At 49.2% G+C, this 26,505-nt stretch carries 14 protein-coding genes, 2 tRNA genes and 1 other RNA gene; 5 read left to right on the forward strand and 12 right to left on the reverse strand.

Going from position 1 to position 26,505, the window contains the following annotated elements; all coding sequences use genetic code 11:
• The first annotated feature begins 127 nt into the window (after nucleotides 1–127).
• Complete coding sequence (locus BUA93_RS01925; protein ID WP_072976941.1) at nucleotides 128–2,362, forward strand: carbohydrate-binding protein; 2,235 nt, start codon at nucleotides 128–130, stop codon at nucleotides 2,360–2,362.
• 164 nt (nucleotides 2,363–2,526) lie between these two features.
• Here the strand turns inward: BUA93_RS01925 and BUA93_RS01930 are convergent.
• The 7 genes from BUA93_RS01930 to BUA93_RS01960 all read right to left on the reverse strand — a co-directional run bounded on the left by BUA93_RS01930 (nucleotide 2,527) and on the right by BUA93_RS01960 (nucleotide 6,407).
• Nucleotides 2,527–2,610, reverse strand: a tRNA-Leu gene (locus BUA93_RS01930).
• Nucleotides 2,611–2,772: 162 nt separating this feature from the next.
• On the reverse strand, nucleotides 2,773–4,125 hold the full coding sequence (murD, locus tag BUA93_RS01935) for a UDP-N-acetylmuramoyl-L-alanine--D-glutamate ligase (RefSeq protein ID WP_072976943.1): 1,353 nt from the start codon (nucleotides 4,123–4,125) through the stop codon (nucleotides 2,773–2,775).
• Nucleotides 4,115–4,393 carry a hypothetical protein gene (locus BUA93_RS01940; protein WP_072976945.1) on the reverse strand — a complete coding sequence of 93 codons (279 nt, stop codon included), beginning with the start codon at nucleotides 4,391–4,393 and terminating at the stop codon, nucleotides 4,115–4,117. The genes murD and BUA93_RS01940 overlap by 11 nt, the downstream gene beginning before the upstream one ends.
• A gap of 61 nt (nucleotides 4,394–4,454) precedes the next feature.
• A tRNA-Leu gene (locus tag BUA93_RS01945) sits at nucleotides 4,455–4,538 on the reverse strand.
• A gap of 39 nt (nucleotides 4,539–4,577) precedes the next feature.
• Nucleotides 4,578–5,006: a preprotein translocase subunit SecG gene (gene secG / locus BUA93_RS01950; RefSeq protein ID WP_072976946.1), complete on the reverse strand. Its 429-nt coding sequence runs from the start codon at nucleotides 5,004–5,006 to the stop codon at nucleotides 4,578–4,580.
• Nucleotides 5,007–5,036: 30 nt separating this feature from the next.
• The gene (gene tpiA, locus BUA93_RS01955) at nucleotides 5,037–5,798 is read right to left on the reverse strand and encodes a triose-phosphate isomerase (RefSeq protein ID WP_072976948.1); all 762 of its coding nucleotides are present in this window, start codon (nucleotides 5,796–5,798) and stop codon (nucleotides 5,037–5,039) included.
• Between the two features lie 168 nt (nucleotides 5,799–5,966).
• On the reverse strand, nucleotides 5,967–6,407 hold the full coding sequence (locus BUA93_RS01960; protein ID WP_072976950.1) for a hypothetical protein: 441 nt from the start codon (nucleotides 6,405–6,407) through the stop codon (nucleotides 5,967–5,969).
• Between the two features lie 79 nt (nucleotides 6,408–6,486).
• Here BUA93_RS01960 and BUA93_RS01965 point away from each other — a divergent pair, with 79 nt between their 5' ends.
• Nucleotides 6,487–7,473 carry a hypothetical protein gene (locus BUA93_RS01965; RefSeq protein WP_072976952.1) on the forward strand — a complete coding sequence of 329 codons (987 nt, stop codon included), beginning with the start codon at nucleotides 6,487–6,489 and terminating at the stop codon, nucleotides 7,471–7,473.
• On the opposite strand, the gene BUA93_RS01970 is transcribed toward BUA93_RS01965, so the two are convergent.
• The 3 genes from BUA93_RS01970 to BUA93_RS01980 all read right to left on the reverse strand — a co-directional run bounded on the left by BUA93_RS01970 (nucleotide 7,384) and on the right by BUA93_RS01980 (nucleotide 10,188).
• Nucleotides 7,384–8,154 (reverse strand): hypothetical protein, encoded by a 771-nt coding sequence (locus BUA93_RS01970; RefSeq protein WP_072976954.1) that lies wholly within the window; start codon nucleotides 8,152–8,154, stop codon nucleotides 7,384–7,386. The two genes, BUA93_RS01965 and BUA93_RS01970, sit on opposite strands and share 90 nt — an antisense overlap.
• Nucleotides 8,155–8,465: 311 nt before the next feature.
• Complete coding sequence (gene recA, locus BUA93_RS01975; RefSeq protein ID WP_072976955.1) at nucleotides 8,466–9,563, reverse strand: recombinase RecA; 1,098 nt, start codon at nucleotides 9,561–9,563, stop codon at nucleotides 8,466–8,468.
• A gap of 40 nt (nucleotides 9,564–9,603) precedes the next feature.
• Nucleotides 9,604–10,188, reverse strand: coding sequence for a CinA family protein (locus BUA93_RS01980; RefSeq protein WP_217650981.1), 585 nt, complete (start codon nucleotides 10,186–10,188; stop codon nucleotides 9,604–9,606).
• Between the two features lie 205 nt (nucleotides 10,189–10,393).
• On the opposite strand from BUA93_RS01980, the gene BUA93_RS01985 reads away from it, so the two are divergent.
• Nucleotides 10,394–11,473 carry a DUF5683 domain-containing protein gene (locus tag BUA93_RS01985; protein WP_072976956.1) on the forward strand — a complete coding sequence of 360 codons (1,080 nt, stop codon included), beginning with the start codon at nucleotides 10,394–10,396 and terminating at the stop codon, nucleotides 11,471–11,473.
• Between the two features lie 47 nt (nucleotides 11,474–11,520).
• Here BUA93_RS01985 and BUA93_RS01990 read toward each other — a convergent pair whose 3' ends face one another.
• Together BUA93_RS01990 and ffs are read right to left on the reverse strand one after the other, a co-directional pair.
• A complete protein-coding gene (locus tag BUA93_RS01990) occupies nucleotides 11,521–12,138 on the reverse strand; it encodes a histidine phosphatase family protein (RefSeq protein WP_072976957.1) in 618 nt (205 codons plus the stop codon).
• A gap of 115 nt (nucleotides 12,139–12,253) precedes the next feature.
• Nucleotides 12,254–12,350: signal recognition particle sRNA small type (gene ffs / locus BUA93_RS01995), an RNA gene on the reverse strand.
• Between the two features lie 247 nt (nucleotides 12,351–12,597).
• Here ffs and BUA93_RS02000 point away from each other — a divergent pair.
• Entirely contained in the window at nucleotides 12,598–17,124 is a 4,527-nt protein-coding gene (locus BUA93_RS02000; RefSeq protein ID WP_072976958.1) for a cadherin repeat domain-containing protein, read from the forward strand.
• A 1,228-nt stretch (nucleotides 17,125–18,352) separates the two neighbouring features.
• Nucleotides 18,353–26,464 (forward strand): cadherin repeat domain-containing protein, encoded by an 8,112-nt coding sequence (locus BUA93_RS02010; protein ID WP_175547355.1) that lies wholly within the window; start codon nucleotides 18,353–18,355, stop codon nucleotides 26,462–26,464.
• Nucleotides 26,465–26,505: the final 41 nt, after the last annotated feature.

Below are 26,505 nucleotides of genomic sequence, written 5' to 3' on the forward strand. Positions count from 1 at the left end.
TCCGAATTTTCCCCGTTGTCAATTTATCCATAGCAATATTGAAATTTAACTGGTTCTTACGCAAAAAAGGGGGTAGTTTTAACTTTGGATGGGTCTACATGTTGTAGATTCCTGCATGGAGTGATATATGGATTACAAAAAGGTGTGGAAAAGGGCTACCTGTCTTTTGGCGGGCTTGGCTGTGTTTGGCTTAGCCGACAATCCGGTTTCAACATATCATTATCTGGCGGACCCTTCTGCCGCATCTGACGGCGATACGTTCTACATCCTGACCGATGTCGACGACTACAGTCCTCAGAAAGATTTTAATTACGATATTGTGGGGCTTAACGCGTTCACTTCACAGGATATGAAGAACTGGACCGATCACGGCATGATTTTCAAGTCGAAACGCGAGTTTGGAAATTACCCCGACAATACCTGGGCATCCGGCATCGCCGTCCATAAGGGCAGAATCTACATCGTTTACCCTAATGGCGCTAGCGGCGTGGGCATGATTACTGCGACAAGCATCGATGGACCCTATACCGATCCTGTCAAGGAAACCCATGGCGTGAACTACATTGCGGCTTCCTTTGGATCTAGCGTGATTGGCAGCTGCGACCAGATTGCCCACTGCTTCGATCCGGGCATCTTCATCGAAGATGACGGTACGGGCTATGTGGTTTTCGGCGGTGGCGAAAACGCTCAGCGCCCCTATGGCAACAACCTGGATATCATTAAGTTTACCGAAAACAATGGCAAGATTACGTTCGATAAGAATTCTCTGAAGCGCATCAATGCTCCGGGTTCCTTCGAAGCTCCCTATATCCATAAGAAGGGGAGCACGTATTATCTGAGCTTCAATACGCAGCCGCAGGTGATCGACTACAGCATGTCCAATAACATCATGGGCCCCTATACGTTTGTAGGAACGGTCATTCCGGCTATCTGGAAGGTGCCTGATGCCCATAACGCGGGCGGAAACAACCACCAGGGCTTTGCGGAATTCAAGGGCAAGTGGTATGCCGTGTATCACGACCGCCGCCTGGTCACTGCGGACGAACATCCGGGTTCCTGCACGCAGTCGGGCCAGTGCACCAATAGCCCGAACAAGGAAAACCACAGAAGCGTGTCCATCGACGAACTCACCTGGAACGGTGACAAGATGAATGAACTCACCTTCACGAGCGAAGGCCCCAAGCAGATCAAGAACTTCGACCCGTACAAAACCTACAAGGCACTCACGAGTTCCAAGCAGCGTAACGTGCGCAGCCGTACCGACTGGACCAAGGGCAAGCCCGTGGTGCATGTGCTGACTCCGCTTGGCACGAAGGAATCCTGGATCCGCGTTTCTGGCGTGGACTTTGGTAACGGTGCCGAGAATCTCCGCGTGAAGGCTGCGAACGTGGGCGACGGCAACAAGATTGAAATCCGCAAGGGTTCCGTGAGCGGCACGCTCGCCGGTACCTGCAGCCTCGAAAAGACGGGTAACTGGAACTCCTATGTCGATAACGATTGCGAAATGAGTGGTCTTTCTGGTGTTGTCGATGAACTCTTCTTCGTGTTCAAGGGCTCTAAGGATTCCACCATGGGTATTATCGAATGGGAATTCCAGGGCACCAAGCGCGAACCTGAACCGCAGCAGCCGTTTGGCGGCAAGGCTTGGGCTATCCCGGGCAAGATCGAGATGGAAGACTTCGATGAGCCGGGCTATGGCGCAGGCAATGATTCTTATGCCGATAACGATTCCGATGATCACGGTGCCGAAAGTAATGGCGGCAAGAGCTACCGCGAAGGCACGGGTGTAGACATCTACAAGAAGGCGACGGGCTATGTGGTTGGCTATAACCAGACTGGGGAATGGCTGGAATACACTGTGGAAGTGGCTGAATCGGGCGATTACACCATGTATGCTGCCGTAGCCTCGGCCAATGCGACCTCAGGCTTCAAGCTTTCTATCGACGGTGATGACATTACCGAAGAAATCGCCGTGCCGCAGGCAAGTTCCGGCGAAGAAAACTACGATGACTACAACAAGGTCAAGGAAAACGTGACCCTCACGGCGGGCAAGCATATCCTCCGCTTCACCGTGACCGGTGACTGGATGGATATTGACTACATTAACTTCGTGAAGGGCAAGAATGCCGAAGATTCCGACCCGATCGGAGGTCCGACTGCAATCGGGAACAAGGTTGCGTTCAAGGCGATGCACTATACGGCTTACCGTGTGTTCGACCTGCGTGGCTCTGTGATAGGAACAGTGAACCTGGATTATGCTAATGCTGCCGAAGCCCTCAATGCTGCAGGTTTTGGCAAGGGCGTTTACATGCTCAAGCAGGTGCAGGGCGGCAAGAAATTCATGGTAAATACCGCCAAGTAGAATTTAGTCATACACACCTCCAAAAACCTTCTCGGTTCATGCCGGGGAGGTCTTTTGTTTAATGTCGTTGCTAGCCTGATTTGCCAACGAGGTGATCTCTAGAAACAAAGTATTGGATTAGTTTTAAAACGAAAAAAGACTCAGTTTTCACTGAGTCTTTCTTCTGCGGTCGGACAGACTTGAACTGTCATGGGATCGCTCCCACTAGCACCTCAAGCTAGCGTGTCTACCAATTCCACCACGACCGCGTGGTCCTTAGCGGAACGACCCAAATTTAGATTAATTCATTCCGCATGTAAAGGGGTAAGGGCGAATTTTTTTGAAAAAAAGTGAAAAAAAAGAAAATGCCGCACAGGGTGCGGCATAACTTTAAAACTGATAATTCCGAAATCTGAATTCTGAAATCCGAATTACAATTCGGCGACGAGTTTGTCAAACACCTGCCCGCGGACTTTGTAGTTCTTGAACAGCCCGAAGCTTGCGCAGGCGGGGCTCATGATGACTGTGCCGCCTTTACCGATTTGCAAGCTGTCTGCAAATGCTTCTTCGAGGGTGGGGAAGATGCTTGCGGGGACCTTTAGCCCGGCCTGCTTCAGCGATTCCAACATGCGTTCAGCGGTAGCACCGATGAGCGCGATTCGCTTGAGGTTCGGGCGGTCGTTCACCAGAATCTGCGAGAGTTCGGTAAAGTCTGCGTTCTTTTCGGAACCGCCGAGAATCAGCGCGAAGGGGCGCTTCATGCTGGCGGTCGCGGCGATCGTCGCGTCGGGGCGTGTGGCGTAGCTGTCGTTAAAGAATTCGATACCTCGCTTTTCGCCCTTGAATTCCATACGGAAGGGGAGTGTTTCGTAGCTCTTCAAGGCTTCGAAAGCGTCGGCCACCTTAATGCCCAAGGCCTTGCAAGCGAGGGTCGCCGCCGCCATGTTTTCGAGTTGGTAGATGCCGCGCACTTTGCAGTCCGAAAGGTAAAGTTTCTCACCGTCGATGGCGAGGGTGGCACCGTCGATGACGGCGTCTCCGTCGCCGGCACTCGGACCGTCTTTCAAACTGACCGCGAACTTCGTTTTGGCAGGGCTTTCGCTTGCTATCTTTGCGGTCGGTTCAGCATCCTTCAGGTAAACGCAGGTGCCGGCGCGCTTCTGCCAACGCACCAGGTTCGCCTTGGCATCGCGATATTCTTCGACGCTCTGGTGCCAGTCGAGGTGCTCCGTGGAAACACGCAGCACCACTGCTACATCCGGCGACACAGACAATGTCATCAGCTGAAAGCTCGAAAGCTCCAGAATGCTCACTCGGTCTGCCGTCTCGTCCTTCAAAAGGTCAAGCGCTGGCACACCGAAGTTGCCGCCAATCTCGTTATTCACGCCGCACTTGGTCAGGATGTGGCTAATCATGCTCACGGTAGAACCCTTGCCGAGCGTGCCCGTAACGCCTACAACCTTCTTTGATTTAGTTTGTTCTAAAAATAGCTGAATCTGGCTAGTCATGAGACCGCCGTTCATCTGGAACTTGAACAGCGCGGGACTCATCGGGTAAACACCTGCGGAACGCACCACCGTTACGCAGTCCTTAAGGCCGTCCATATAGTTTTCACCGGAACTCACCTTCACATTTATACCGGCTGAAACTTCCGGTAACTTCACCGGGTTCTTGTCCATGATTACGATGTCCTTGATACCGTTACGAACAAGGTAATTGAAGGTGCTTTGGCCTTCGACGCCAAAGCCCAAAACGCCAACAGGGGCTATAAGATTAGAATCCATATTCTTCTCGGTCTTTACATTTGATTTTCTCTGTGTTTGCACGGCACAGGGAATCGATGTTGAGTAGTTTTTCTGGTTGCAGAGTCGCTTGAATCTCTCGTTGCTGAACCTTGCATTTTTCGACGGCGTCTGTGTCTGTGCAAAGGCGGCTGTCGCGCTCGCGTTCGTTTTTGAAGAACTCGTTTTCTTCTTGGCAATGTTCGTCTGTCAGCTCCCAACATCCGCATGAGCTCAGTACAAGACAAAGAATTGTGACAAAACGCTTCATATCAAGAAATCTAACATTTTTACTTAGCGAAAAAAGTCCGCCACAAGGGCGGACTTCGTAATGCGGTCGGACAGACTTGAACTGTCATGGGATCGCTCCCACTAGCACCTCAAGCTAGCGTGTCTACCAATTCCACCACGACCGCAGCGTTGCCTGCGCAGCCTAAGCCGCGCGAGACAAAACCTTACTTGGCTTCAGCCGGAGCGGCAGGAGCTTCCGAAGCAGGAGCTTCTGTAGCCGGAGCAACGTCGGCGGCCGGTGCAGCAGCGTTAGCGGGAGCTGCAAAGTCGGCCGGGAGTGCCGGAGCCGGGGCTTGCTGCTGGGCAGCGTTTTCGCGGGTTGCCTTCTGCATCGAAGATTCTTCGACAGCCTGGTCCTGCTTGGCAGTAATCAGGCCGAGGGCGAATACGACGATAAAGAAGATCACGGCCACGACGCGGGTCAACTTCTGGATGAAGGTCGCGGCACCTGCGGTAGAGAAGGCAGACTGGGAAGTCATGCCGCCGAGGCCTGCGAGACCGCCCATCTTGTCGTTCTGAACCAGAACGAGCAACATGAGGAAGAGGCACAGGAACACGTGCAGGACGATACCAATCCAAAAGAGAGTTGTCATAGTCGTTTTACCTTGAGTTTAAAGTTTTAATTAGCGAGCTTCGGCAGCGTCGATGATTTCCTTGAAGGTGTTGGCCTTGAGACCTGCACCACCAATGAGACCGCCATCGATGTCCTTCTGGGCGAGGAGGCCGGCAGCGTTGGCACCCTTCATGGAACCACCGTACTGGATGCGCATACCTTCGGCAACAGCTTCACCGTAGATTTCCTTCACAACGGAGCGAGCGTAGGCCTGGGTGTCCTGAGCCTGTTCGTCGGTAGCGGTAACGCCAGTACCGATTGCCCAAACCGGTTCGTAAGCGAGAACGCACTTGGCGGCGTCTTCGGCAGAAACGTCCTTGAAGGCGCCCTTGATCTGGAGGCCGAGGACTTCCTTCAGGATGCCGCCGTTGCGCTGGTCGAGGGTTTCGCCAATGCAGATGATCGGCTTCAGACCGGCTTCGAGAGTCTTCTTGACCTTGAGGTTGACGGTTTCTTCCGTTTCGTGGAAGTACTGGCGCTGTTCGGAGTGACCGATAATCACGTATTCGGCACCGATTTCCTTGACCATGTCGATGGAAACCTTACCCGTGTATGCGCCCTGGTCCTTCCAGTGGATGTCCTGGATGGCGAGCTTCACGTTGGTACCCTTGATGACGTCTGCAACCTTGGTGGCGGCGAGGTAAGTCGGGGCGATGACCACTTCGGTCTTCTTCACGTCCTTGACGGCTTCCACGATATCCTTAGCGAGCTGAACGGATTCGCTAACGGTCTTGTTCATCTTCCAGTTACCAGCAATGATATACTGACGCATAATTAACTCCTTGAGAGGTTTAAAATTTAACGCGCCTAAATTTAGTAAAATTCAACCGAAGGCGGTAGTCGGTCTTTCTTTTTTGCAAAAAAAGAAGATGCCCGCGTGATAGCGGGCATGAAAACTCCATTATGTCATTCCGGGTTTTGACCCGGAATCCCTACTTAATTAGTAGTTGCTGGAATGCTTGGAGGTCGGAGCCGGAGAACCACCGTAGCGGTCGCCTTCGATCTTTTCCAGGATCCATTCTTCTTCGTAGCCCTTCAGGCGAGCCTGGTCAGGGTGCTTCCAGATAAGGCGGGTAATGAGCTTACCTTCGCGGGTGTAATATTCCCAGATGCTCGTCTTGTCGTTGGTCTTTTCGTGGTCGGGAGGGCCCCACAGCAGGTTGACCATGTCGTTGGTCATGCCTTCTTCGATATAGCCCTGCTTGAACACGTCCTTAAGACGCTTGTCGATGCCCATACTTTCCTTGACGGCAAAGTATTCGCGTTCGTATTCCTTGCGACCTTCGCCACGTTCAATCAGGATGGGGGAGGAATAACGGCTGGCGCATGCCCAGAACATCAGGGCGCTCACGCCAAGCACGCATAAATGAGACAGCTTCATAGTGACTCCTATAAATTAATGCCTACAAAATAAGAATTTATGGCGCAAATGGGAAAATTATTTTAAATTTTATCCCGAAATGTCTTTTTTTAAGAAATTTTCGGCCTTTATTGTAGTTTTTTTTACTTGCAACGTCGCCTCTTTAGCTGACGGTTTCAATGAAATTGCCAATTATGGCTTCCGTTACGGCCCGAACCTTTCCTGGAGCCTGATGGGGAACACCCCGTTCGTGTGGGGCCAGTGGCTTCCGCAGGCGACGGGTATGTTGCACTATACCTGGCTCGAACCCCTGCAGGATCTAGCGTACGGGGAACGTCTCGATGTCAATCCGACCTACCTGCGTATGGATGCCGCGCTGGAGGTGTCTCCGTTTTATGGCGGTTACCTCGCTGGGCTCGGAATCCGTCCGTTCAAGACGAATCCGCAGCTGGAACTCAACGCGGTTTATGAAAGCTATGTTTATTTCCAGTCTAATCTGGAAATGGTGACTGCCGAGGTGGAAGGCGAGGGGCGCATTGCTGAAAGCTGGAACGCCGACTACATCACGGATAACCTTTACGAGGGTGACGACGATATTAACTATATGCAGCTTATTGACCTTGCCGCAAGTCTCAGCTATTCCTTTCCGAAGGGCTCCATCCTGGGGTTGAAGTTCCACTATGTCCTGTCGGACATCAGTACCGACTTCGAAGGCAAAAGCTACGACTACCGCAGGAATATTCCCGTGTTCAGCCGCGATTTTATCATCGTCCTGGACGGTTACGGGCGAATTCCCCTGAACAATAACTTCGCGGTGCTGTTCGAATCGAGTTTCTACAAGACTGGCCTTTTGCGCGAGAAGAATACGGTGCAGAAGGAGTCGCTCAGTTATGGCAAGGCGATGCTCGGCACGCATTTCTTCTGGGACGACGGCCTGCAGAACATTATCTTGGAAGTGGGTGGCTGGAGCCGCACCGAAAAGCGTTTCTATAACGGATCACTCGCGCAGCAGTTCCTGATTCAGCTTGAGTATCAGGGGTATTTTTCTTTCCCCTTTCACCGGAATTTTTCTAAAGAGGTCCGGTAGCGGCTGCTTGGTCTTGCCTTCGACTTTGTTTTTCAACGGGTCGCTTGCGAGCGCTTGCATCGGATAGGCGGAACGGATCCAAAGTTCGCCACTGTATCTTTCGCTTTCTAGCTTTACGAGGGTGGGGAGCATTTCACCCGAGTAGTTTTTCCACTGACGGATGCTGAAGGTTCGCTTTTCTTTGCGTGCGCCGTTCATGGTGACCTTGGATGGCGTGGGCAGCGAATCTGCAACCAGGTTCCACCAGGCCATTGAGAAGGCGGTCGACAGAATGTTCGGCTTTTGTTCCGTAGAATCCTTGCACAGGAACTGCCCGTTTGCGAGAAGCTCCATGTCGTCAAGTTTCAGGGGCGTTTCGCCGATGGTTTCCTTTAGATGGTGCGTTCCCAGTTGGCGCTTGACCTTGATATCTGGAAATTCCATATAGCGGTATTCGCCCGCAGTAATGAAGTTGAACTTGGGCGCGTCAGGCTGGTTTACAAAGAATGTGTCCAGTGCATCTGGATGGTGTCGCCATTCCACGTCGAGGCTTGCTCGTGACATCTTCTGGTTGATGAAAAATCCCTCGATGTTCACGACCATCGGGCTTTCCAGCAAAAAGTGCGGACACGACGACTGGGCGTGGCACAAGGCGGCTACTCCGGCAATCGCTATCATCGCATTCTTTATTTTGCTGAACATATTTATAAAATAGCAAATAAATTAGACCGGGCGCTTCGGCTCGAAGCCACCTTGATCTGTAAACGGAAAACCCCGACCTGTCCCAATGGCTAAAGGATTGGTCGGGGTTTGTTGCTCTTCAGGAAGAAAAGGTTCGTCATTCCGGAGCGAGTCGCAGTTTCCCGTAACGGAATCGCAGAATGTTCCGGTTCGTCATTCTGGAGTGAGTTCCTGTTTCCCGTAACGGAATCGCTGGATGCTCCGGTTCGTCATTCTGGAGCCGTTAGGCGACGGAATCCAGAGACGCATTCCTTGATGAATTCGAGTGACCTTTATGCTTCGTCGCTTACGGAGACTTCTTCGCCTTCGTCGGCTTCGATGGAATCACCTTCGTTCAGCTTGAACAATTCCACGTCCTTCATGCTTTCGCGGATCTTCTGCTCGATTTCGTTGCAGAGTTCCACGTTGTCCTTCAGGAACAGGCGGGTGTTTTCGCGACCCTGACCGATGCGTTCGTTGTTGTAGCTGAACCAGGAACCGCTCTTCTGGATGATGTCGAGCTCGGTGGCGAGGTCAAGGATAGAGGCTTCGCGGGAAATTCCGCAACCGTAAAGGATGTCGAATTCGCACTGGGTGAACGGAGCTGCCACCTTGTTCTTTACCACCTTGACGCGGGTGCGGTTACCGATAACTTCTTCACCGTCCTTGATAGCGGCGATACGGCGGATATCGATACGCTGCGTGGCGTAGAACTTCAGGGCGTTACCGCCGGTGGTCGTTTCGGGGTTGCCGAACATCACGCCGATCTTCATACGCAGCTGGTTGATGAACAGCATGCAGGTGTTGGACTTCGAGAGGATGCCGGTGAGCTTACGCAGGGCCTGGCTCATGAGGCGAGCCTGCAGGCCGACGTGGTTGTCGCCCATTTCGCCGTTGATTTCTGCCTGCGGCACGAGAGCTGCCACGGAGTCGATGACGATGATATCGATGGCTCCGGAACGCACGAGGGTTTCGGCGATGTCAAGGGCCTGTTCACCGGTGTCCGGCTGGGAAACGAGCAGGGATTCGATATCAACGCCGAGCTTACGGGCGTAAACGGCGTCAAAAGCGTGTTCCGCGTCGATGAAGGCTGCGACACCTCCGAGCTTCTGGGCTTCTGCAATGGCGTGCAGGGTGAGGGTCGTCTTACCGGAAGATTCCGGTCCGTAAATTTCGATGATACGGCCGCGGGGGAAACCTCCCACGCCGAGGGCCATGTCGAGCTGGATACAGCCGGTCGGGATCACGGGAATGTCTTCGACGGGCTGCTGGCCGAGAGCCATGATGGAACCTTTACCATAATTCTTTTCAATCTGGGCGATGGCGGCTTCTACTGCCTTTGCCTTGTCTGCGGAAAGGTTGCTGGTCGGGGTTGTTGTTTTCTTAGCCATATTGGACTCCATTTTGTTTTTTCGTTTTTAAATATAACATTTAGTGTTCACTTGTGCAAGTGTTTTTTTGGTTATTTAGCAAAAAAAGTAACTTGCCCAATACACTATACACGCTTTTTTCACGCACACAAGTGCGGTTTCCTGCGAAAATTTTACAAAAAGCCGTATTTTTTTTACCATTGGTCACTGCCATCCATACGGTGCCGACGGGTTTTCCGGGTTCTGCACCACCCGGACCTGCGATTCCCGAGGTGGCGATTGCCCACTGGCAACCGAATTTTTTGCGGGCACCTTCGGTCATGTTGAGCACCGTTTCGGCAGAAACGGCTCCCTTTTCCTCGAGAACGGAATGCGGGACTCCGAGTAGGGCTTCCTTGATTTCGTTCTGGTAGGCGACAATGCCTCCGGCGAACACGGCGGAACTTCCGGCAATATCGACAATGTGGCTTGCCACGAGACCGCCCGTAAGCGATTCGGCGGTGGCCATCATCTGTCCGCGCTCCAGAAGGATCTGCTGAATCTGTCGAGCGATTTCCTGCGTCTTTTCGCGGATGGTGGCGAGGTCTTCGCTGCGCTCGATTTCGTCCAGTTCGGCCATTTCGATTATTTTCGTTTCGTTTGCCATGTTCTTTCCTTTTACATTACCAAATATAGGTAAATTTAGTGTCATAAAATGACAATGAAGTCAATCTGTGAAAAAAAGTAGAAAAAAACGAACTTGGAATAACGTTATTGCGAGCGAAGCGCGGCTATCTGCAACCGTAAAAAGGTCCCTGGGCTTGCCGTAGGGGCGACTATGCCTTATCAACTATTTTCTATATTCACGCTCGATGTTTTTCCGTTCGTTTATTATGGGCGTTGTCTTGGCGGTACTGTTTGCGGTGCCGTCTTTTGCCGACGACAATCTGGCGGAAAAAGTTGCAGAACATCCTGCAGAAGTTGAACCTGCTCCAGAATCAGCTCCAGAAACGGCGGCTGTAACGGATTCCTCTGTGGTGGATTCAGTTACTCCGGCGAATCCCTTGCAAAAGGGCAAGACGGGCATTGTCGCTATTGATACGCTTACGGTGAACGAGTGGGATATTCCGACATCGCATAATTCATTGCCGCTTACGCTGCTGTTTGCCATTTTCCCCGGTGGCGGTCAGTACTATACGGAACATTATGTGCGGGGCGGCTTTATTACGGGCATCGAGTTGTTGCTTCTTTACGAGGTGACGGCGAACAAGAGTTACCAGGACCGCCGCGTGCGGGAACAGACGAAACCGTTCCAGGATTCGGTCGGGATCTATACGCAATGGTTGCTCCATTCCTCTACGCGGGACAGTCTCGAGTATTATCACGAAAAACGCGCCGAGTTCGTGGCACGCGTCCGCGAAAAAAATGACAAGAAGATGGAACAGGAAGATCTCCGCAAGGCTGAAACGGCCTGGATGTACGGATTGTATCTGTATAGTTTCTTTGATGCGTTTGGAATCTGGTATAACAACAATTACCGTAGCGTTGAACTCAAGAGCATGAAAACCGCTCTCCTCTGGTCGATTATCCCTGGTTTTGGACAGATGTACAATCGCGAATTCGGCAAAATGGGACTGTTGTATATGGCGTTCATCGGTTCTGCCACCAGCATCTGGACATCGCAGAACATGGTGGAATACTATCTGGACCGTAAGCACCTGGTCGAAAAGGAAAGTACATCGTCCGAGGAATACGAACGGGTCTGCGAACGCATCACCTACTACCGCAAGAACCGCAACCAGTACATTTGGGCGATTGCTTTAATTTATCTGTATTCCGTTGGCGATGCTGCGGTCGATGCCCTGTTGAGCGATTTTGACAACCCGATGCACCTGGCCGTTCTTCCGCGTCTCGAAGGCGGAGTGCAGGCACTGATGTCCTTTGATTTTTAACTGTCATTCCGGGCATGTCCCGGAATCGCCATTTCTGTTTAAATACTTTAGCCGATTTTCAGCGGAGCCATCTGGATGCCGTCGTGGATTTTTTCGAATGTTCCGCGGAAGTGCCCTTCGGCGTCGCGCTTGAACTCGAAACGGGTTACCATGGCGTAACTAAAGGCTCCTTCTACGAACTGTTCGTCGGGGAGCCCGCAGGCAAAGTGCTGCAATGCGGCAATCACGCCCGCGTGCGTAATCCACAGGAATTCGCCGTTGTCGTCGAGCGTGTCCAGCAGCGACTGCACGCGGCGGTCGATATCATAAAAACATTCGCCGTCCTTGAACTTGTATCCGCGCAAGTCGCTGGCCCAGGCTTTCATCTCCTCTCGGGGAACTTCCGTGAGTTTCTGGCCTTCCCAGGTTCCGAAGTTCATCTCGATGATTTCTTCGCGCTTTTCCATAGAAAGGCCCGTTGCTTTTTCTGCCTTTTCGGCGAGTCGCAGACAACGGAGGAGTGGGCTCGTGAACATTCTTGTGGGTTTTGCGCCAGCGCCCAGCAACGCTTTCAACGCCCCGTCGCTTTCTTCTTCAAAAGTGGGGGATACATCAAAGTCGAGCCTGCCGTAGCAGACGTCGTTAGGGTTGTAGGGCTTGGTGTGGCGAATGGTCCAAAGAATCATTTTTTTAGTAGACAGTAGGCAGTGGTTAGTAGACAGTAGACTGGCGCAACGTCATCCTGGAGCGTAGCGACGGAATCCATTTTTTTATAAAAAAAGCCCTGCTAAGGGCGAAAAAAAATCCTAGGCGACCTGAGCACATAAAAATTCGCAAGTCCGTTGCTGCTTTCGCCCTGGCGATTTGCCCGCAAATAGTCATTGCGCAGGGCCTAGGACTACCAAATCTAGCAAAATTCGTTGATTTTTGTCAACGATATTGCGCGTTAGTGGCTAAAATGAGTGATTTTTTGACATTTTGTTAACGAAAATACGATAAGTAGTTAAAAAATAGTAACATTTGTAAATTTTTTTGTATATATTAAGGGTGTGATGTTGGACACATTCCCTGCATCACGGGGGTAGTTGTATTTACTTGTTGATCCAATTTGGAATATGCCAGGTCGGAAAAAACAGGAGGTTTGTATGAAGCTGAATGTGAAAAATATAGGGGTGATTTTTGTAGGGCTTTTAGCCGCCAGTTGTCTATGGGCGGCAGAGTCGACCTATTCTGTAGATGTTTATCCTCTAACGTTTGGTACCCAGGACACGACGGCGCAGCTTAAGGTGTGGAACCGTCTGATGAAGTATAAGCTGTTCGCGGAGGGGCTTGCAGACGCCGATGGAATAGAGGGCGTTACCTTTGCGGGCCAAAATATCCATATTACCGATGAAGTGGGCTATGTCGGGAGCGCTACGGGCGATTTCCGTTTACAGGGAAACCTGAACCATTCTGTCGGCGGTCCGGTCCTGTTTGCTGGAAAGTTTGTCAACGGGGATGGTACGGATTCCATTCTTACTGGGCCGACGCGTTTTCTGCAAAAGTTTGAACCGACGTTCAATAGTAAGGACAAGAACTTTTTTGCGGGCTTTTATTGTTTTGATGCGGGGTATAACGACGTATATACGAATCCTGGAATTGAAGCGGGAAAGACTGTAGTTCCGAATACGGCGATTCTTAGTACCACCTCGTGTGCCGATACGTCGGTTGTTCCTGCTGTCGATACGGATGTGGATATCCCGGAACTCACCGGCGGTGTCGATGCGTATGCCTGGAAAACGGGTATTAGCGGAAACGGGACGACGGAATATATTCATGTGCCGCCTCCGGTTGATGAAAACGATTTCAGCAGCTATAGCTATTTTGTCGAGTCCATTTCGTTCAGCAATAATTCGAAGCTATATATTGTCATGCCTCCCGAGGGCCGCTTGACGAAGGTTTTCGTTAAGACCTCGATTTATGGCTTGGGAAGTACAGACAATAATGACATCGTCGTGGTTTCCGGTGCTGAGGGATCCTGGAATGGGACGGAATGGACTGAAATTGGTGAACCGCTAGAAAATAAGGACTATGCGGGAAATCTTCTCTTTTTCGTCAATGAAGATCTTAGTCTGGGGGCCGGTCAGAAAACAATGCAGGGTACCTACATTTCGACCGGTGTAATCAAGTTCGCGCAGCACACCAAGTTCGCGGGGCAGCTTCTTGCAAAAGTCATCAGGATTGATGCGGATTTTGAAGCCGGAGACTTCAAGTATGTTCCGTTCAATCCGCCCGTACTTGATCCTACGGCGCTCGCGTCAGGCCTTTTCTTGGAAAACGACAAGGACGTGAAGGTCCCGGTTCACCTGAACAAGGCTACAGAAACGGGAGTGTCCTTCAAGTACTGCTTTGAACTGAACGATTCGATTGCGGAAGCTGATTTCAACAAGATTATCGGGGACTATCCTCGCAAGGGAATGTTGCCCCCGTTCTGCGGAATCGATTCTGCTGAAGTTAAAATTGATAAGAATGGTACGGAACCGACATTGCTTACCGAGGTTTACCTGAATGTCACGGACGACAACCTTGAAGAAGGCAACGAAATGCTCCGGATGCATATCTCGGAGTTGACCGGCGCAGTGCTCCCGGGTAACAAGCGTTCGGGCTTCTTTACGTTGACCCTGGTTGACGCCCCGATTATTGACTTTGTCGACAACAAGGGTGACTATAGCGTCGAGGAAAATTCTCCTACAGAAACCGAAGTGGTGAGAATCAAGCTTCGGGGAAGTGATGCTTCCAAGATGGTGCTTTCGATGGAGGATAACGGAAGCGTAAAGTTCCCGCTCGATAGCCTGTTCAAGTATGAATTGGTCAAGGAAGGTTCTACTTACTATGCTGTCATTACCGTAAGGGATAGTGCCAAGCTGGATTATGAACAGATTGACTCTGTGTACAAGGTGACGCTTGTGCTGAAGGACAAGAATGGTGCCGAAGGCTCTCATACGGTAGAGGCTCCTTTGAACATTCACATTATTGATGTCAACGAAATGCCGATTGCCATACATCCGACTCCGGATCTGACAATTAACGAAAACATTCCTTCGGGAACGGTTGTCGATACCCTCGAATATGACGATATCGACAAGGCTCTCAAATACAGGGACGATGTGTTTGTTGCCGTCGGTGGTGATACGACTTTCTTCAGCATCGACCCCAGTGGCGTCATCAGGACCAATCAGGTTTTCGATTACGAAATGAAATTGTATGACAATCGCGATACGACCTATCAGTTGATTGTCCTTTTGAGGGACCGCAACGACGCTACGCTTTCGGTACTCGATACGGTCGTGATTCATATCAAGAATGTGAATGAAATCCCCTACATTCTGACCGATACGACAAGCGTTCCCGAAAACACGAAGCCGGGGACGGTGGTCGATACGTTGAAGGCTGTCGATGCTGACTTTGACGATGTCGATTCCTTGCTGAAGTTTACCTTGGTCGAGGATCCGAGCGGCTGCTTTGTTGTTTCTGAAAAGGGCGTCATCACGGTCAAGGAATGTAAGGATCTCGACTACGAAAAGAACAAGCAAATCTCGATCGTGGTCAAGGTGGAAGATTCGCACGGCGGTTCCAGCACCAAGACAATCCGCGTGAAGGTCCTGGATGTTCCTTCGCCTACGCTTGAAATCACCGAGGCTAGCAATAAGGATTCCATTTGGGTCAAGCCGAAAAACCCGATTTATACGAATGAGTCGGACATGAACGTTTGCTGGGAAGTGAACCGAACGAACCAGGATTGTGCCGATACCATCCTCAAGCCGGGAAAGAATGTTATCCGCAAGGAAGTCTGCGACATCGAAGGCTTTGAGGGCTGTGCCGTAGACTCGTTGATCGTGTATTACAGCAATGCGGCTCCGGTCGTGATCGTGTCTGCGAATCCGGATGACCAAAAGGCCGCCAATATCTACACGATTGTCGAAAAGATGGATTCCGCCGATGCGAATATCTACGTGAACCGAACCCAGAACGATATCTTGGTGACGGTGAAGGATTCCGCAAGCCATAAGGACACCTCGTTTACGGTCAAGCTGAATTTGGAAACGTTGTCTGTTCCCAACAAGACTTACGAAACCCTGGCGTCCGTGGTGAAGGAGTCGGTCGCCCTTGACGAAAATGCGAAGAACAAGAAGTTGACGCCCGTAAACGGTACCGAAATCAAGGTGTCGTATCCGGCAAAGGTAGCTGGCGTCGATGTGACCGTAAGTTACATGACCGACAATGACGGCGAAATCGTCAAGCAGAAGGTCGTGAACGACAAGGGCAAGGAAGAATCGATCGAGGTCATCACGGTGTCCTACGAAACGGTAATCAACGGAAAGACCGTGACGGTCTCTTATCTGGCGGATGCGGCGACCGGTGCCAAGCTGGTCAAGGAGGCCTCGGGCCGGTTGATGATGGAATCTGCGGCCGAAAGCGAAAAGGTGCAGGCCGGATCGTACTCCGTGACTTACGAATACAAGGATGCTTCGGGCAATACCGTGGTGGTGACCTACTTTGTAGACGAAAAGGGCTCTTTGGTGAAGAATTCCGAAGGGAACACCGGCTACGAGGTCTCCTACACTTATGAAAACCAGTACGGCAATTCCGCGACCCAGTCCGTGTTTATCGTGCTGGACCAGGTGGGACCCAAGGTTGAAATTATTACGCCCGTCAAGGGACAGGTCATCCGTTCTAACTTTGTAAAGGTGGTGTGGATGGTCGATGGCTTGGAACAGGATTCCCTGACGCTCCAGGGCCTAGAAAAGGGAAAGAATTCGATCAAGCGAATCTATCGCGACAAGGCGGGTAACGAAGCTGTTGACTCGGTAGTCGTCATTATGAAGGATAGCAAGGATGTCGATATCTCGGTCGAACAGCCGGTGACCGAGATTTCAAAGGATAAGATTGAAAAGTTCTATTCGGAAAATCCGCCTAAGGAAGGCCAGACCTTTGCGGTGAGCATCAGGAACCCGGGGACGGGCAAAGAAGTGGAAACCCTGATTGGCGGAGATTTCAAGACGACGGCAGGAAGCGGTAAGGAACCGTATTCGGGTGAAACGACCCATTTGGGCCCGACACTTGCCCTGGATGTGAAACTTCCCGTGGTGAGCGGCGTGGGTGGCCTTGCGACACTAGACGACCTGTTGAGTTCCGATGGATTGATCCCGATGGAAGGCGTGGATGCCGATGGCGGAACCAAGATGACCGTAGAGGAATATGTCCAGGAATACTGTGAAGACGACGTAAAGACAGATGACTTGAGCCGGGTGAATCTGTATAAGACCAAGCTGAGCGTCAAGATCTGGGTATACACGACTCTCGGGAATTTTGTGGATTACTTCAGCTTCGGACAGGATATGAACGATCCCGATTATACGAACGATGCCGGCATGCTCCAGATGTTCTTTGAACTGAAACCGGACAAGGATGGCTACGTTCGCGCCGAAAACGGCAAGATGATGGGGACAGGCGCCTACCTGTACAAGGTGGAAGCTTCGATCAAGTCGCATCTCCGTTGCACCCTCCCGTCCAAGGAATTCGATTCCAAGACGAAGACTTTCGGTGCAAACGCCAAGAAGAAGGGCGATTCCATCCGTTCTTCCGAAGACCTGCTGAAACCCTTCGGTTACAAGCGCCCCTCCGGCAAGTAGCCCAAGGTTCTGTTCAACGTTATGTGTACAAAGGTCGTCCTGTGGGACGGCTTTTATTGTTTTGAAATGTTTACAAAGGAAACCTTTGGAATAGGCGAAATTTAGTGCAATATCTCACGGAAAAACGTCTTTTCTACAAAATCTGGATAATTAGTCAATGAAAAGAACGCTTTGTAAACTTTTTGTGCAAAAGGTTGTTGTAATTAAAATAAAATTTTTCTATCTTTTACATAAGAAAAAAATATAGGGGTGTATTGTACACTCTTGAGATTAGGAGTTTATTATGTGGTTTGGAAAGAACATAATGACAAAACTCGGCCTCGTACTGGCCATGGCAGTCCCTGCTCTTGCTGCGGATGATGAAAATGAAGCGTTTCCGCTTGATCCGTTGTATTTTCCTGGTGCGAGTGATGATGCAAATGCACAGGAACTTTGGAGTGAGTTGATGAAGTACAAACTTTGGGCGACATCCGGCTTTGATGTTGGTAACCGCCTAGAGGTAAAAGAAGATAAGGGATGGGTCGGTACTTCTGATGGTGACTTTGTAATGACTGGTCCCGGCGCTCAAGTGGGTGGGCCTATTATTATTGGTGGTAACGTTGATTTGCAGAATAAAGGTGCCGGTTTTTTAACAGGACCTCTTCGTGTAGAAAAAACATTAACACTTAATACTGAAAGTGAATTTTATGGGACGGTTTGTATTCAGGGCGATACTGTCGTGCCTACGCGTGACGATTGGAATGCGGAATTTATTAATGGAGTATATCAAAATGTACATGGTGAAATGATTATTGGCCCCACAGAGGCAACGACAGGTGCTTGCGCTAACGATAAGGTTGCTTTTGTTGAAAAGAAAATGACAGTCCCTTCTTTAAAAAGTGTTACATATAACGGAAACTTGGTTGCGACAGGGAACCATCAAATTAATGTGCCTAATGAAGAGGGACCTTATGATCTTTATTATGAAAGCGTTAAAATTAGTAATGATTCCAAATTGCACATTAATATGCCTAAGGGCGGTCGTCTGACTCGAATTTTTACAAAAAGCATAACCTTTGGTAATCAGGCTGAACTTCAAGTGATGTATGATGGTACTCTTTTGTCGAATCAAGAGTACGAAGGTATGTTTATGATTTATGTGGATGGAGATATTGTTTTTGATAATACAAATGATAAAATTTTGCAGGGAACTTTTATTAGCTCGGGAACGATTACAACTAAATGTAATATGAAGTTTGCTGGTCAGATGATTGCTAATAAAATTGTTATAGGTAATGAAATTAAAGGTGATGATGCTTTTAGATATGTCCCTGTTGTTCCACCTGTAATTGATATAAAGCCGACAGCATCTGCGATGGGTGGCTTTATTGAAAACAATACGACTGTGGAAATTCCTATAACTTTGAGCACCGCAACAAAAAATGGTGTTAGCTTTAAGTATTGCTTTGAATTGTCTGAGTCTTCGGCAAAACTTGATGACTTTAACGTATATCCTGATAAAGACAAAGATGGTAACGAGTATCCGGCATTCCCTGTATGTGGATCGTGTGGATCAAATTGTGGAACTGTGGATATTCCTCGAAATGCCAAAGAACCTGACAAGAAGGTTTATCTTAATGTGAAACTTGATGATGATGGTGAGGAACCGACTGAAAAACTTGCGATGAAAATTTATGATTTGAATGGTGCTGTGTTGCCTAAAAATAGTAATGGCCTGTTTGATTTGAACATTTTGAATGTCCCGTTGTTTGATTTTGGTGATGTTGAAAAAGAATACAAGATTGCAGAAAATTCAGTTTCACCGAATGATACTGTTGCTAAAATTCCTATTGAAGGACAGAATTTTACGGATTTTGTAATTGAAATGGTTGATAAGGCTGGTTCTGATACTCATCCTGTAAAACTTAATGATTTGTTTGATATCGCTATTAATGAAACTGAAAAATTCGTTGCGATTACAGTAAAAAAACACGATGAATTGGATTATGAAAGTGATAGAATAAAGCACGAATATCAGGTTACGTTGAACCTTAAAGATAAGGGTGGTGTAGAAGGTTGCAAAACTGTTTCTGCGCAAACAACGCTTAAAATCACCGATGTCAATGAACCTCCTTACTTTGTTGAATTCGGTCCCTATAAGATTCCGGAAAATTCTGAAGTTGGTGTCGAAGTTGATCCGAATCGCGCTCATGCAGAAGATCCCGATAAGGATGTTGCTTTTAATACGTTGGTCTATTCGATTCCTGTAAATGAAGATAATGATAAAACGAACGATGTTCCTTTTAAAATCCATCCTCAAACAGGTGTGATTACGGTTGCGGATAAGTCAAAGCTTGACTATGAAACTCATTCGCTGCCTTATGTGTTTAATGTTGAAGTTTTTGATAATTTGAATAAGGTTCCTCAGGAAGTCGAAATTTATATTCTTGATGAAAACGAACCGCCTGTCATTATAGATACTACTGGTGATACTATCTCGGTTGCTGAAAATTCTCCGGTCGATTTGACGAAGATGGCATACTTTGAAGTCTCTGATCCCGACGAAGACGACAATGCCAATTTGCTGACACAGATCGTTCCCTCTATTAAGGACAATAAAAAGAAAACCGGTGTTGTCTCTGCGGAAGATCTGTTCGAAATGGTCATGGAAAAGGTTAAGGATGAATATGGCGTGGACAAGTATTGGGCCGTGCTAAAAGTTAAAGCGGATCTTGACTTCGAAGCCATTATGGCTGCCCGTGGAGATTCTGTATTTGACGTGACCTTGACCTTTACGGATCAGGCTGGTGCCGGTTTGGATACTTCGCTCGCCAAGAAAATTGCCGTAACCGACGTGAACGAAGAACCGTACTTTACTGCAGCAGGTCCGTTTGATGTCAAGGAAAATTCTCCTGTGGACACTCCTATCGGTGAAGTAAAAGCCGCCGATGATGATATTAAGGAAGAGTATAATACGCTCTATTATACGATTCCCGTGAACGAAGATAGCGATCCGGATAACGATGTTCCGTTTGCTATTGTGAACATAAAGTCTGGTTTGATAACTGTTGCTAATAAAGAAGCCTTGGATTTTGAAGATCCCAATATTCTTGAACATAAGTTTGAATTCAAGGTTCAAGTGACTGATGGGGAATTTGTGAAGGATACCCTGGTGACAATCACTTTGGTTGACGATGACGAACCGCCTATCATTATTCCTATATGCGAAGGCGATGAGTGTCCCACAATATGCCAGGGCGACAAGTGCGTCGAGTGCAAGGACGAAAGCTGTCACGAGGAATGTGTTGAAAACTGCGACAAACCTAATGATCCTGTTGATGTCTTGACTGTGTCTGTGAATGAACGTTCTCGGCAGAATTACGAGATCATGAGGTATCTGGTTCGCGATGAGGACTTTGGCGTTGGACATTCCACGGCGTTGACGGCCGAAATCAAGAATACGACCGTTAACACCGGTGCTGAAGACCTTTTCGGTGCCAAAATGGAAAAGGATGCCGACGGTAATTGGAACGTAGTTGTCTATGTAGCTGATAGCTCGAAGCTTGATTACGAGACGTTAGACTTCTATACGCACGACGTGACGATTAACGTGCGTGATCCTGAGGATGCGGAAGGCGTGCATGGCTCTCTCCTCCGTGTTATCAAGGTTGTCGATGTGAACGAACCGCCTACTGTTGCAGACACGACGTTTATTATTCCTGAAAATCTGGGTAACGATAAATTCGTGGGCGAAGTTGTTGGTAAGGATCCGGATTCCTTGAATCAACATGGTTTCGAACACTTGGAATACTTTATTGACCCGGCCAATACGGTTGCCAATGCTGCCTTCAAAATTGTGGATCCGACGAAAGGAAATATCACCGTTAAGGATTCTACGAAATTGGATTATGAAACGGTTCCGGGCCATAAGTTCGAATTTGACGTGCTCGTTAGAAACTGCGAATACGATGCAGTCAAGAAGGACTATACGGCAAATTGCTTAGAGGACGTGGTTTCCCATGTTACTGTTGAACTGACCGATGAGGGCGAACCGCCTATCATTATTCCTATATGCGAAGGCGATGAGTGTCCCACAATATGCCAGGGCGACAAGTGCGTCGAGTGCAAGGATGAAAGCTGTCACGAGGAATGTGTTGAAAACTGCGACAAACCTAATGATCCGGTCGATGTCTTGACGGTGTCTGTGAATGAAAATTCTCGGCAGAATTACGAAATCATGAGGTATCTGGTTCGCGATGAGGACTTTGGCGTTGGACATACCATGGCGTTGACGGCCGAAATCGAGAATACGACCGTTAACACCGGTGCGGAAGACCTCTTCGCTGCGAAAATGGAAAAGGATGCCGACGGTAATTGGAACGTGGTTGTCTATGTCGCTGATAGCTCGAAGCTTGATTACGAGACGTTAGACTTCTATACGCACGACGTGACGATTAACGTGCGTGATCCTAAGGATGCGGAAGGCGTGCATGGTTCTCTCCTCCGTGTCATCAAGGTTGTCAACGTGAACGAAGCTCCGACGATTACTGGCGTTGAAGATTTGAACGGCGATTATAAGGATACCAAGGATGACTTTACCTTCTACCCGAAGGAAGACCTCGTGGCAGGTGGTCCTGTGGGTTATGTCCATACGTATGATCCGGATGTGAAGAATTTGAATGAATTCGGTTATCGCGAATTCTCTCTCGATAATCCCGATAACTATCCGTTCGAAATGAAGGACTCCCTGCTGGTTCTGACGAAAAAGCTTGACTATGAGAAAGATTCCAAGGTGTACACGTTCGATGTCATTGTCAATAACTGCGAGCGAGCAAAGAATAGCGCGGGCAAGTATGAAAAGATAAATCCGCCGAAGTGTACTGAACCAGTAAAGCAGACTGTAACTGTTAAACTGCAGGATGTCCCAGAACCGCCTAAGATTATTCCCGTATGCGAAGGTGGTAATTGCGTCGAAATCTGTAAGGGAGACAAGTGCGAAGTGTGCGTGGGAGAAATTTGTGACGAACACGAAATTTGCACTGACAACTGCGATAATCCCCGTGGTGACGACCCTGCAAAGACTTTGACAGTTGCTGTGAATGAAAATTCGCAGACAGGTCGTAAAATTATCAGCTATGCAGTTCGCGACGAAGACTATGGCGTTGGCCATACCACGGCTTTGACCGCTGAAATTAGGAATACAAATGGTTCTGGTGCGGACACCCTCTTCGAAGCCAAAATGGTGAAGGATATAAATGGTAATTGGAACGTTGTGGTTGCTGTGATTGACAGTGCTAAGCTTGACTACGAAAAAGTCAATGAAACCCATAATGTGACGATTTACGTTTATGATCTCGATGATCCGGCTGGCATGTATGATTCGCTCCTCCGTGTCATCAAGGTTGTCGACGTGAACGAAGCTCCGATTGCCGAAGACGCTGACTTTAAGCCGGAAGAAAACCTGCCGGATAGCGCAATCGTGGGTGAGTTGAAGGTTGCTGAGCCGGATACCAAGCATGTTCCGGAATTTGGCCATCTGGAATATTCGATTATCGGTAAGGACGAAACCTTCGTATTTGCGATGGACTCCAATAGGGTCATTGTGAACGATCCGTCCAAGATGGATTACGAACTGCCCGTTCATTTCTACACCTTCGATGTCTTGATTACAAACTGCGAATTGAACAAGACTTCGGGTAAGTATGATGGTGCTTGCTTGCATGACACTGCTACGGTGACTGTCGATATCCAGGATGTCAACGAGAAGCCGGAAATCATCATTGACGGTCCTACTCCGGACGGTGGTGACGATTCTGAGCCGTTCTGCGTTGCCCATTGCGATACCACGGGTCGTGGTGTTTGGAAGGATTCTATCCTTACGGTAGGTGTCAAGGAAAATACCGACGATAGTTTGCTCTCTAAGACGGGTATGGTCTTGTTCCAGTACCATTACGTCGACGAAGATACGGGCCATGTTGCTGGTGCCAAGGTTACCTGGTTCGATGCTGGCTCGACAATTTCGAGTGTGTCTACGAAGGGTTCCGACCTCTTTAACATTGAGGGCAAAAACGGTGTGATTACGGTGACCGTCAAGGACCAGAAGCTGCTCGATTACGAAAAGCTCAGAAACGCAACGTCTCGTGATGATCCTGATCCGGAATACACGATGGGCATTGTCGTGACAGACCCGAAGGGATTGAAGGATACTCTCTATCGTATAATCCGCGTGGTTGACGTGAACGAAAAACCGTTCTATACAGCGGAACCCAGTGTGATTGTCGAAGGCAACCATCCTGGCGACTCTATTGGCCATGTGGAACATCCGAGCGATATCGACTCCTTGTCTAGGAATCCGGCCTTGTATGATAACCAGTTCAAGATGACTAAAGTGTCCCATGAAAACCTGTTTGACTTGAGAAAGGATACAACTGATTTGATGAGAGTTGTGCTTGCCGCACTCGATTCGATTGATTGTGAAAATGGTTATACCTGTGGTGACAGTACCATCTACTGGGTTGAATTGACCTATGGAGATACTTCGCTCAAGACGGTGTATTCCAATTTGAAAATTCCGGTTACGATTCTTGACAGGAATGAAGATCCGATTATCAAGACCGATACAATCGGTGTTGCAGAAAACTCTCCGAAGGGAACACCGGTTGATTCTATCAGATGGTTTGATTACGATGTGTTTGATAAAGAAGGTTTGCACTTTGAGATCAGTAGTGACCCGAGCGGTTGCTTCGAAATTGATCCGAAGACCGGTTTTGTGACAGTGAAGAAGGATAAATGCTCCGCTCTTGACCATGAAAAGAACCCGACCTTGGAAATCGAAGTGTCTGTAACGGACATGGTGTATGTTACTGACGCCAGCATGATTTATGGTGGCCCCAATACGGTCAAGAAGACTATTAAGGTGAATGTCCACGACGTGAACGAACCTCCTTCCATCATAGAGGAAACGTTCTCTGTGGATGAAGATGCTAAGAAGGGCTCCGTGGTGGATACGGTCAAGGCGACCGATCCTGACAAGGATCCTAAGTATAACAAGCTCATCTTCACGGCTATCGGTGGCGACACTGCTACGTTCAAGATCGATTCCATTACAGGTATCGTTACTCTGAAGGATACCTTGGATTACGAAACCAAGAACAAGTACGAACTTGTTGTTCGTGTGTACGACAGTGAATATGCCGATACGGCAATCGTGCCGATCTATGTGAATAACAAAATCGAAAAGACCGAGGTGAAGATCACCTTGTACGACGATTCGACGAAGGTTTGGCATGATCCGGATACGGTGTTCACGAATAGTCCGGGGCGCGAAATCTGCTGGGTGCAGGGACGTTCTGACCGTGACTTGAAGGATACCTGCATGGATGTCCACATTACCAAGGATTCGGTAATCGTCATTCGCTATAAGGATCCGACGACGGATTCCTACGGTGTCGATTCCGTGTTTATCTTCTATAGCAACGCGACTCCGATCGTGACCATTTCGGGTGACCAGGAGACTAACCTGGCGAACAACTTCTATACGATTGTCGAAGACACGGACAAGGGCGATACCAACCTGTACGTGAACGAGCGTAAGAAGGATGTACGCGTGACGGTGAAGGATCCTGCGAACAAGAAGGATACGTCTTTCGTGGTGAAGTTGAACCTGCAAACGGTGAATGTCCCGCAGAAGACGCTTGATGAGGTCAATACGATTGTCAACGAAAATCGCTTTGTCTTGAACGAAAACCCGAAGGGCGGCGTGACCCGCACTCCGGTAAACGGCAACGAAGTCAAATACTCCTACAGGGAAGTCTTTGGCAAGGATACCGTGACGGTTTCTTACAAGACCGATAACAATGGTAACCCGGTGCTGGTTCCTGTCTTGAATGATAAAGGCAAGGTTGATTCTATTGAAGTAATGACCGTTTCTTACAATGTCGTGATTGACGGCAAGACGGTGACGATCTCTTTCGTGGTTAATGCTGCGACGGGCGAAGTGCTGGTGAAGGATTCCAACGGAACGCTTATGGAAAGTGGCGCCTCCAAGGTCGCATCCAGCTCGTCTTCGAAGGGCAATGCAACCTCTTCTAGCTCTAGCAACAAGTCTAGCGTGACCGAAGGCATGTTCCTGATTACATACAGCGTGAAGGATCCTCTTGGAAATTCGACAACGGTTTCTTACTCTGTCGACGAAAAGGGTAAGATGGTGCAGAATGCCGATGGCGATACGGGTTACGCTGTGGCCTATACCTACACGAACAAGTATGGCAATTCCGCAACGCAGTCCCTGTTCATCGTGCTTGACCAGAAGGGTCCGACTGTTGAAATCTTGAAACCGCTCAAGGGTCAGGTGATTCGTTCCAACTATGTGGAAGTGGTCTGGACGGTCAATGGCGAAATCCAGGATACCTTGACGGTGCAGGGACTTGACAAGGGTCCGAACTATATCAAGCGCTTCTATCGCGACAAGGCCGGTAACGAGGCTGCGGATACGGTGCTTGTGATCATGAAGGACAGCAAGGATGTGGAGATTGCCGTCGTGACGCCGGTGACAGAAATGAACCCGGACGAGGTGAAGGAATACTACGAAGAAAATCCGCCTGAAGAAGGAGAAACCTTCGCGGTCAGTATCCTTAACCCGACGAGTGGCAAGGAAGTCGAAACCCTGAAGGGTGGCTCCTTCAAAACCAAGAAGGGTAGTGGTGAGGAACTCTATCCGGGCAAGGAAAAGAAGCACCTCGGTCCTACCCTTGCTCTTGATGTGAAGCTCCCGACCATCAAGGACGGCGAGGGCAACACGGGCCTGGGCGGTCTTGCGACACTTGACGACCTTGTGCTCCCGAACGGCAAGATTTCGAATATCGGTATCGGTATCGATACGTCGAAGCTGAGCGACGAACTCAAGCGCGAGTATAAGGAGTACACGGTTGAAGAATACGTGGAAAAGTTCTGCGAAGACGGAACCAGCGTGCCGAGCGACTTGAGCAAGTTCAACATGTACAAGACCAAGATGCAGGTGAATATCTGGGTTTATACCTCTCTTGGAAACTTCGTGGACTACTTCAGTTTCGGTCAGGAAATGAACGATCCTGAGTACACTAACGATGCCGGCAAGTTGAAGATGTTCTTCGAAATGAAACCGGACAAGGATGGCTTTGTCAGGGCGGATAACGGCAAACTTTATGCGACGGGCGCCTATCTGTACAAGGTGGAAGCGACAATCCGTTCGACTCTGCGTTGCACGATCCTGGACGAAGCGGTGCTGCACGACAAGCCCAATGCCAAGCGCAAGGGCGACAAGATCAAGTCTGACGACGAACTCTTGAAACCGTTCGGCTACAAGCGTCCGAAGACGAAGTAGGAATCTTTGGCCCCCGCCCCTTAGAGCGAGGGCCTTTTTAC

The sequence above is a fragment of the Fibrobacter sp. UWH4 genome (assembly GCF_900142475.1).
In the GTDB taxonomy this organism is placed as follows: Bacteria; Fibrobacterota; Fibrobacteria; order Fibrobacterales; family Fibrobacteraceae; genus Fibrobacter.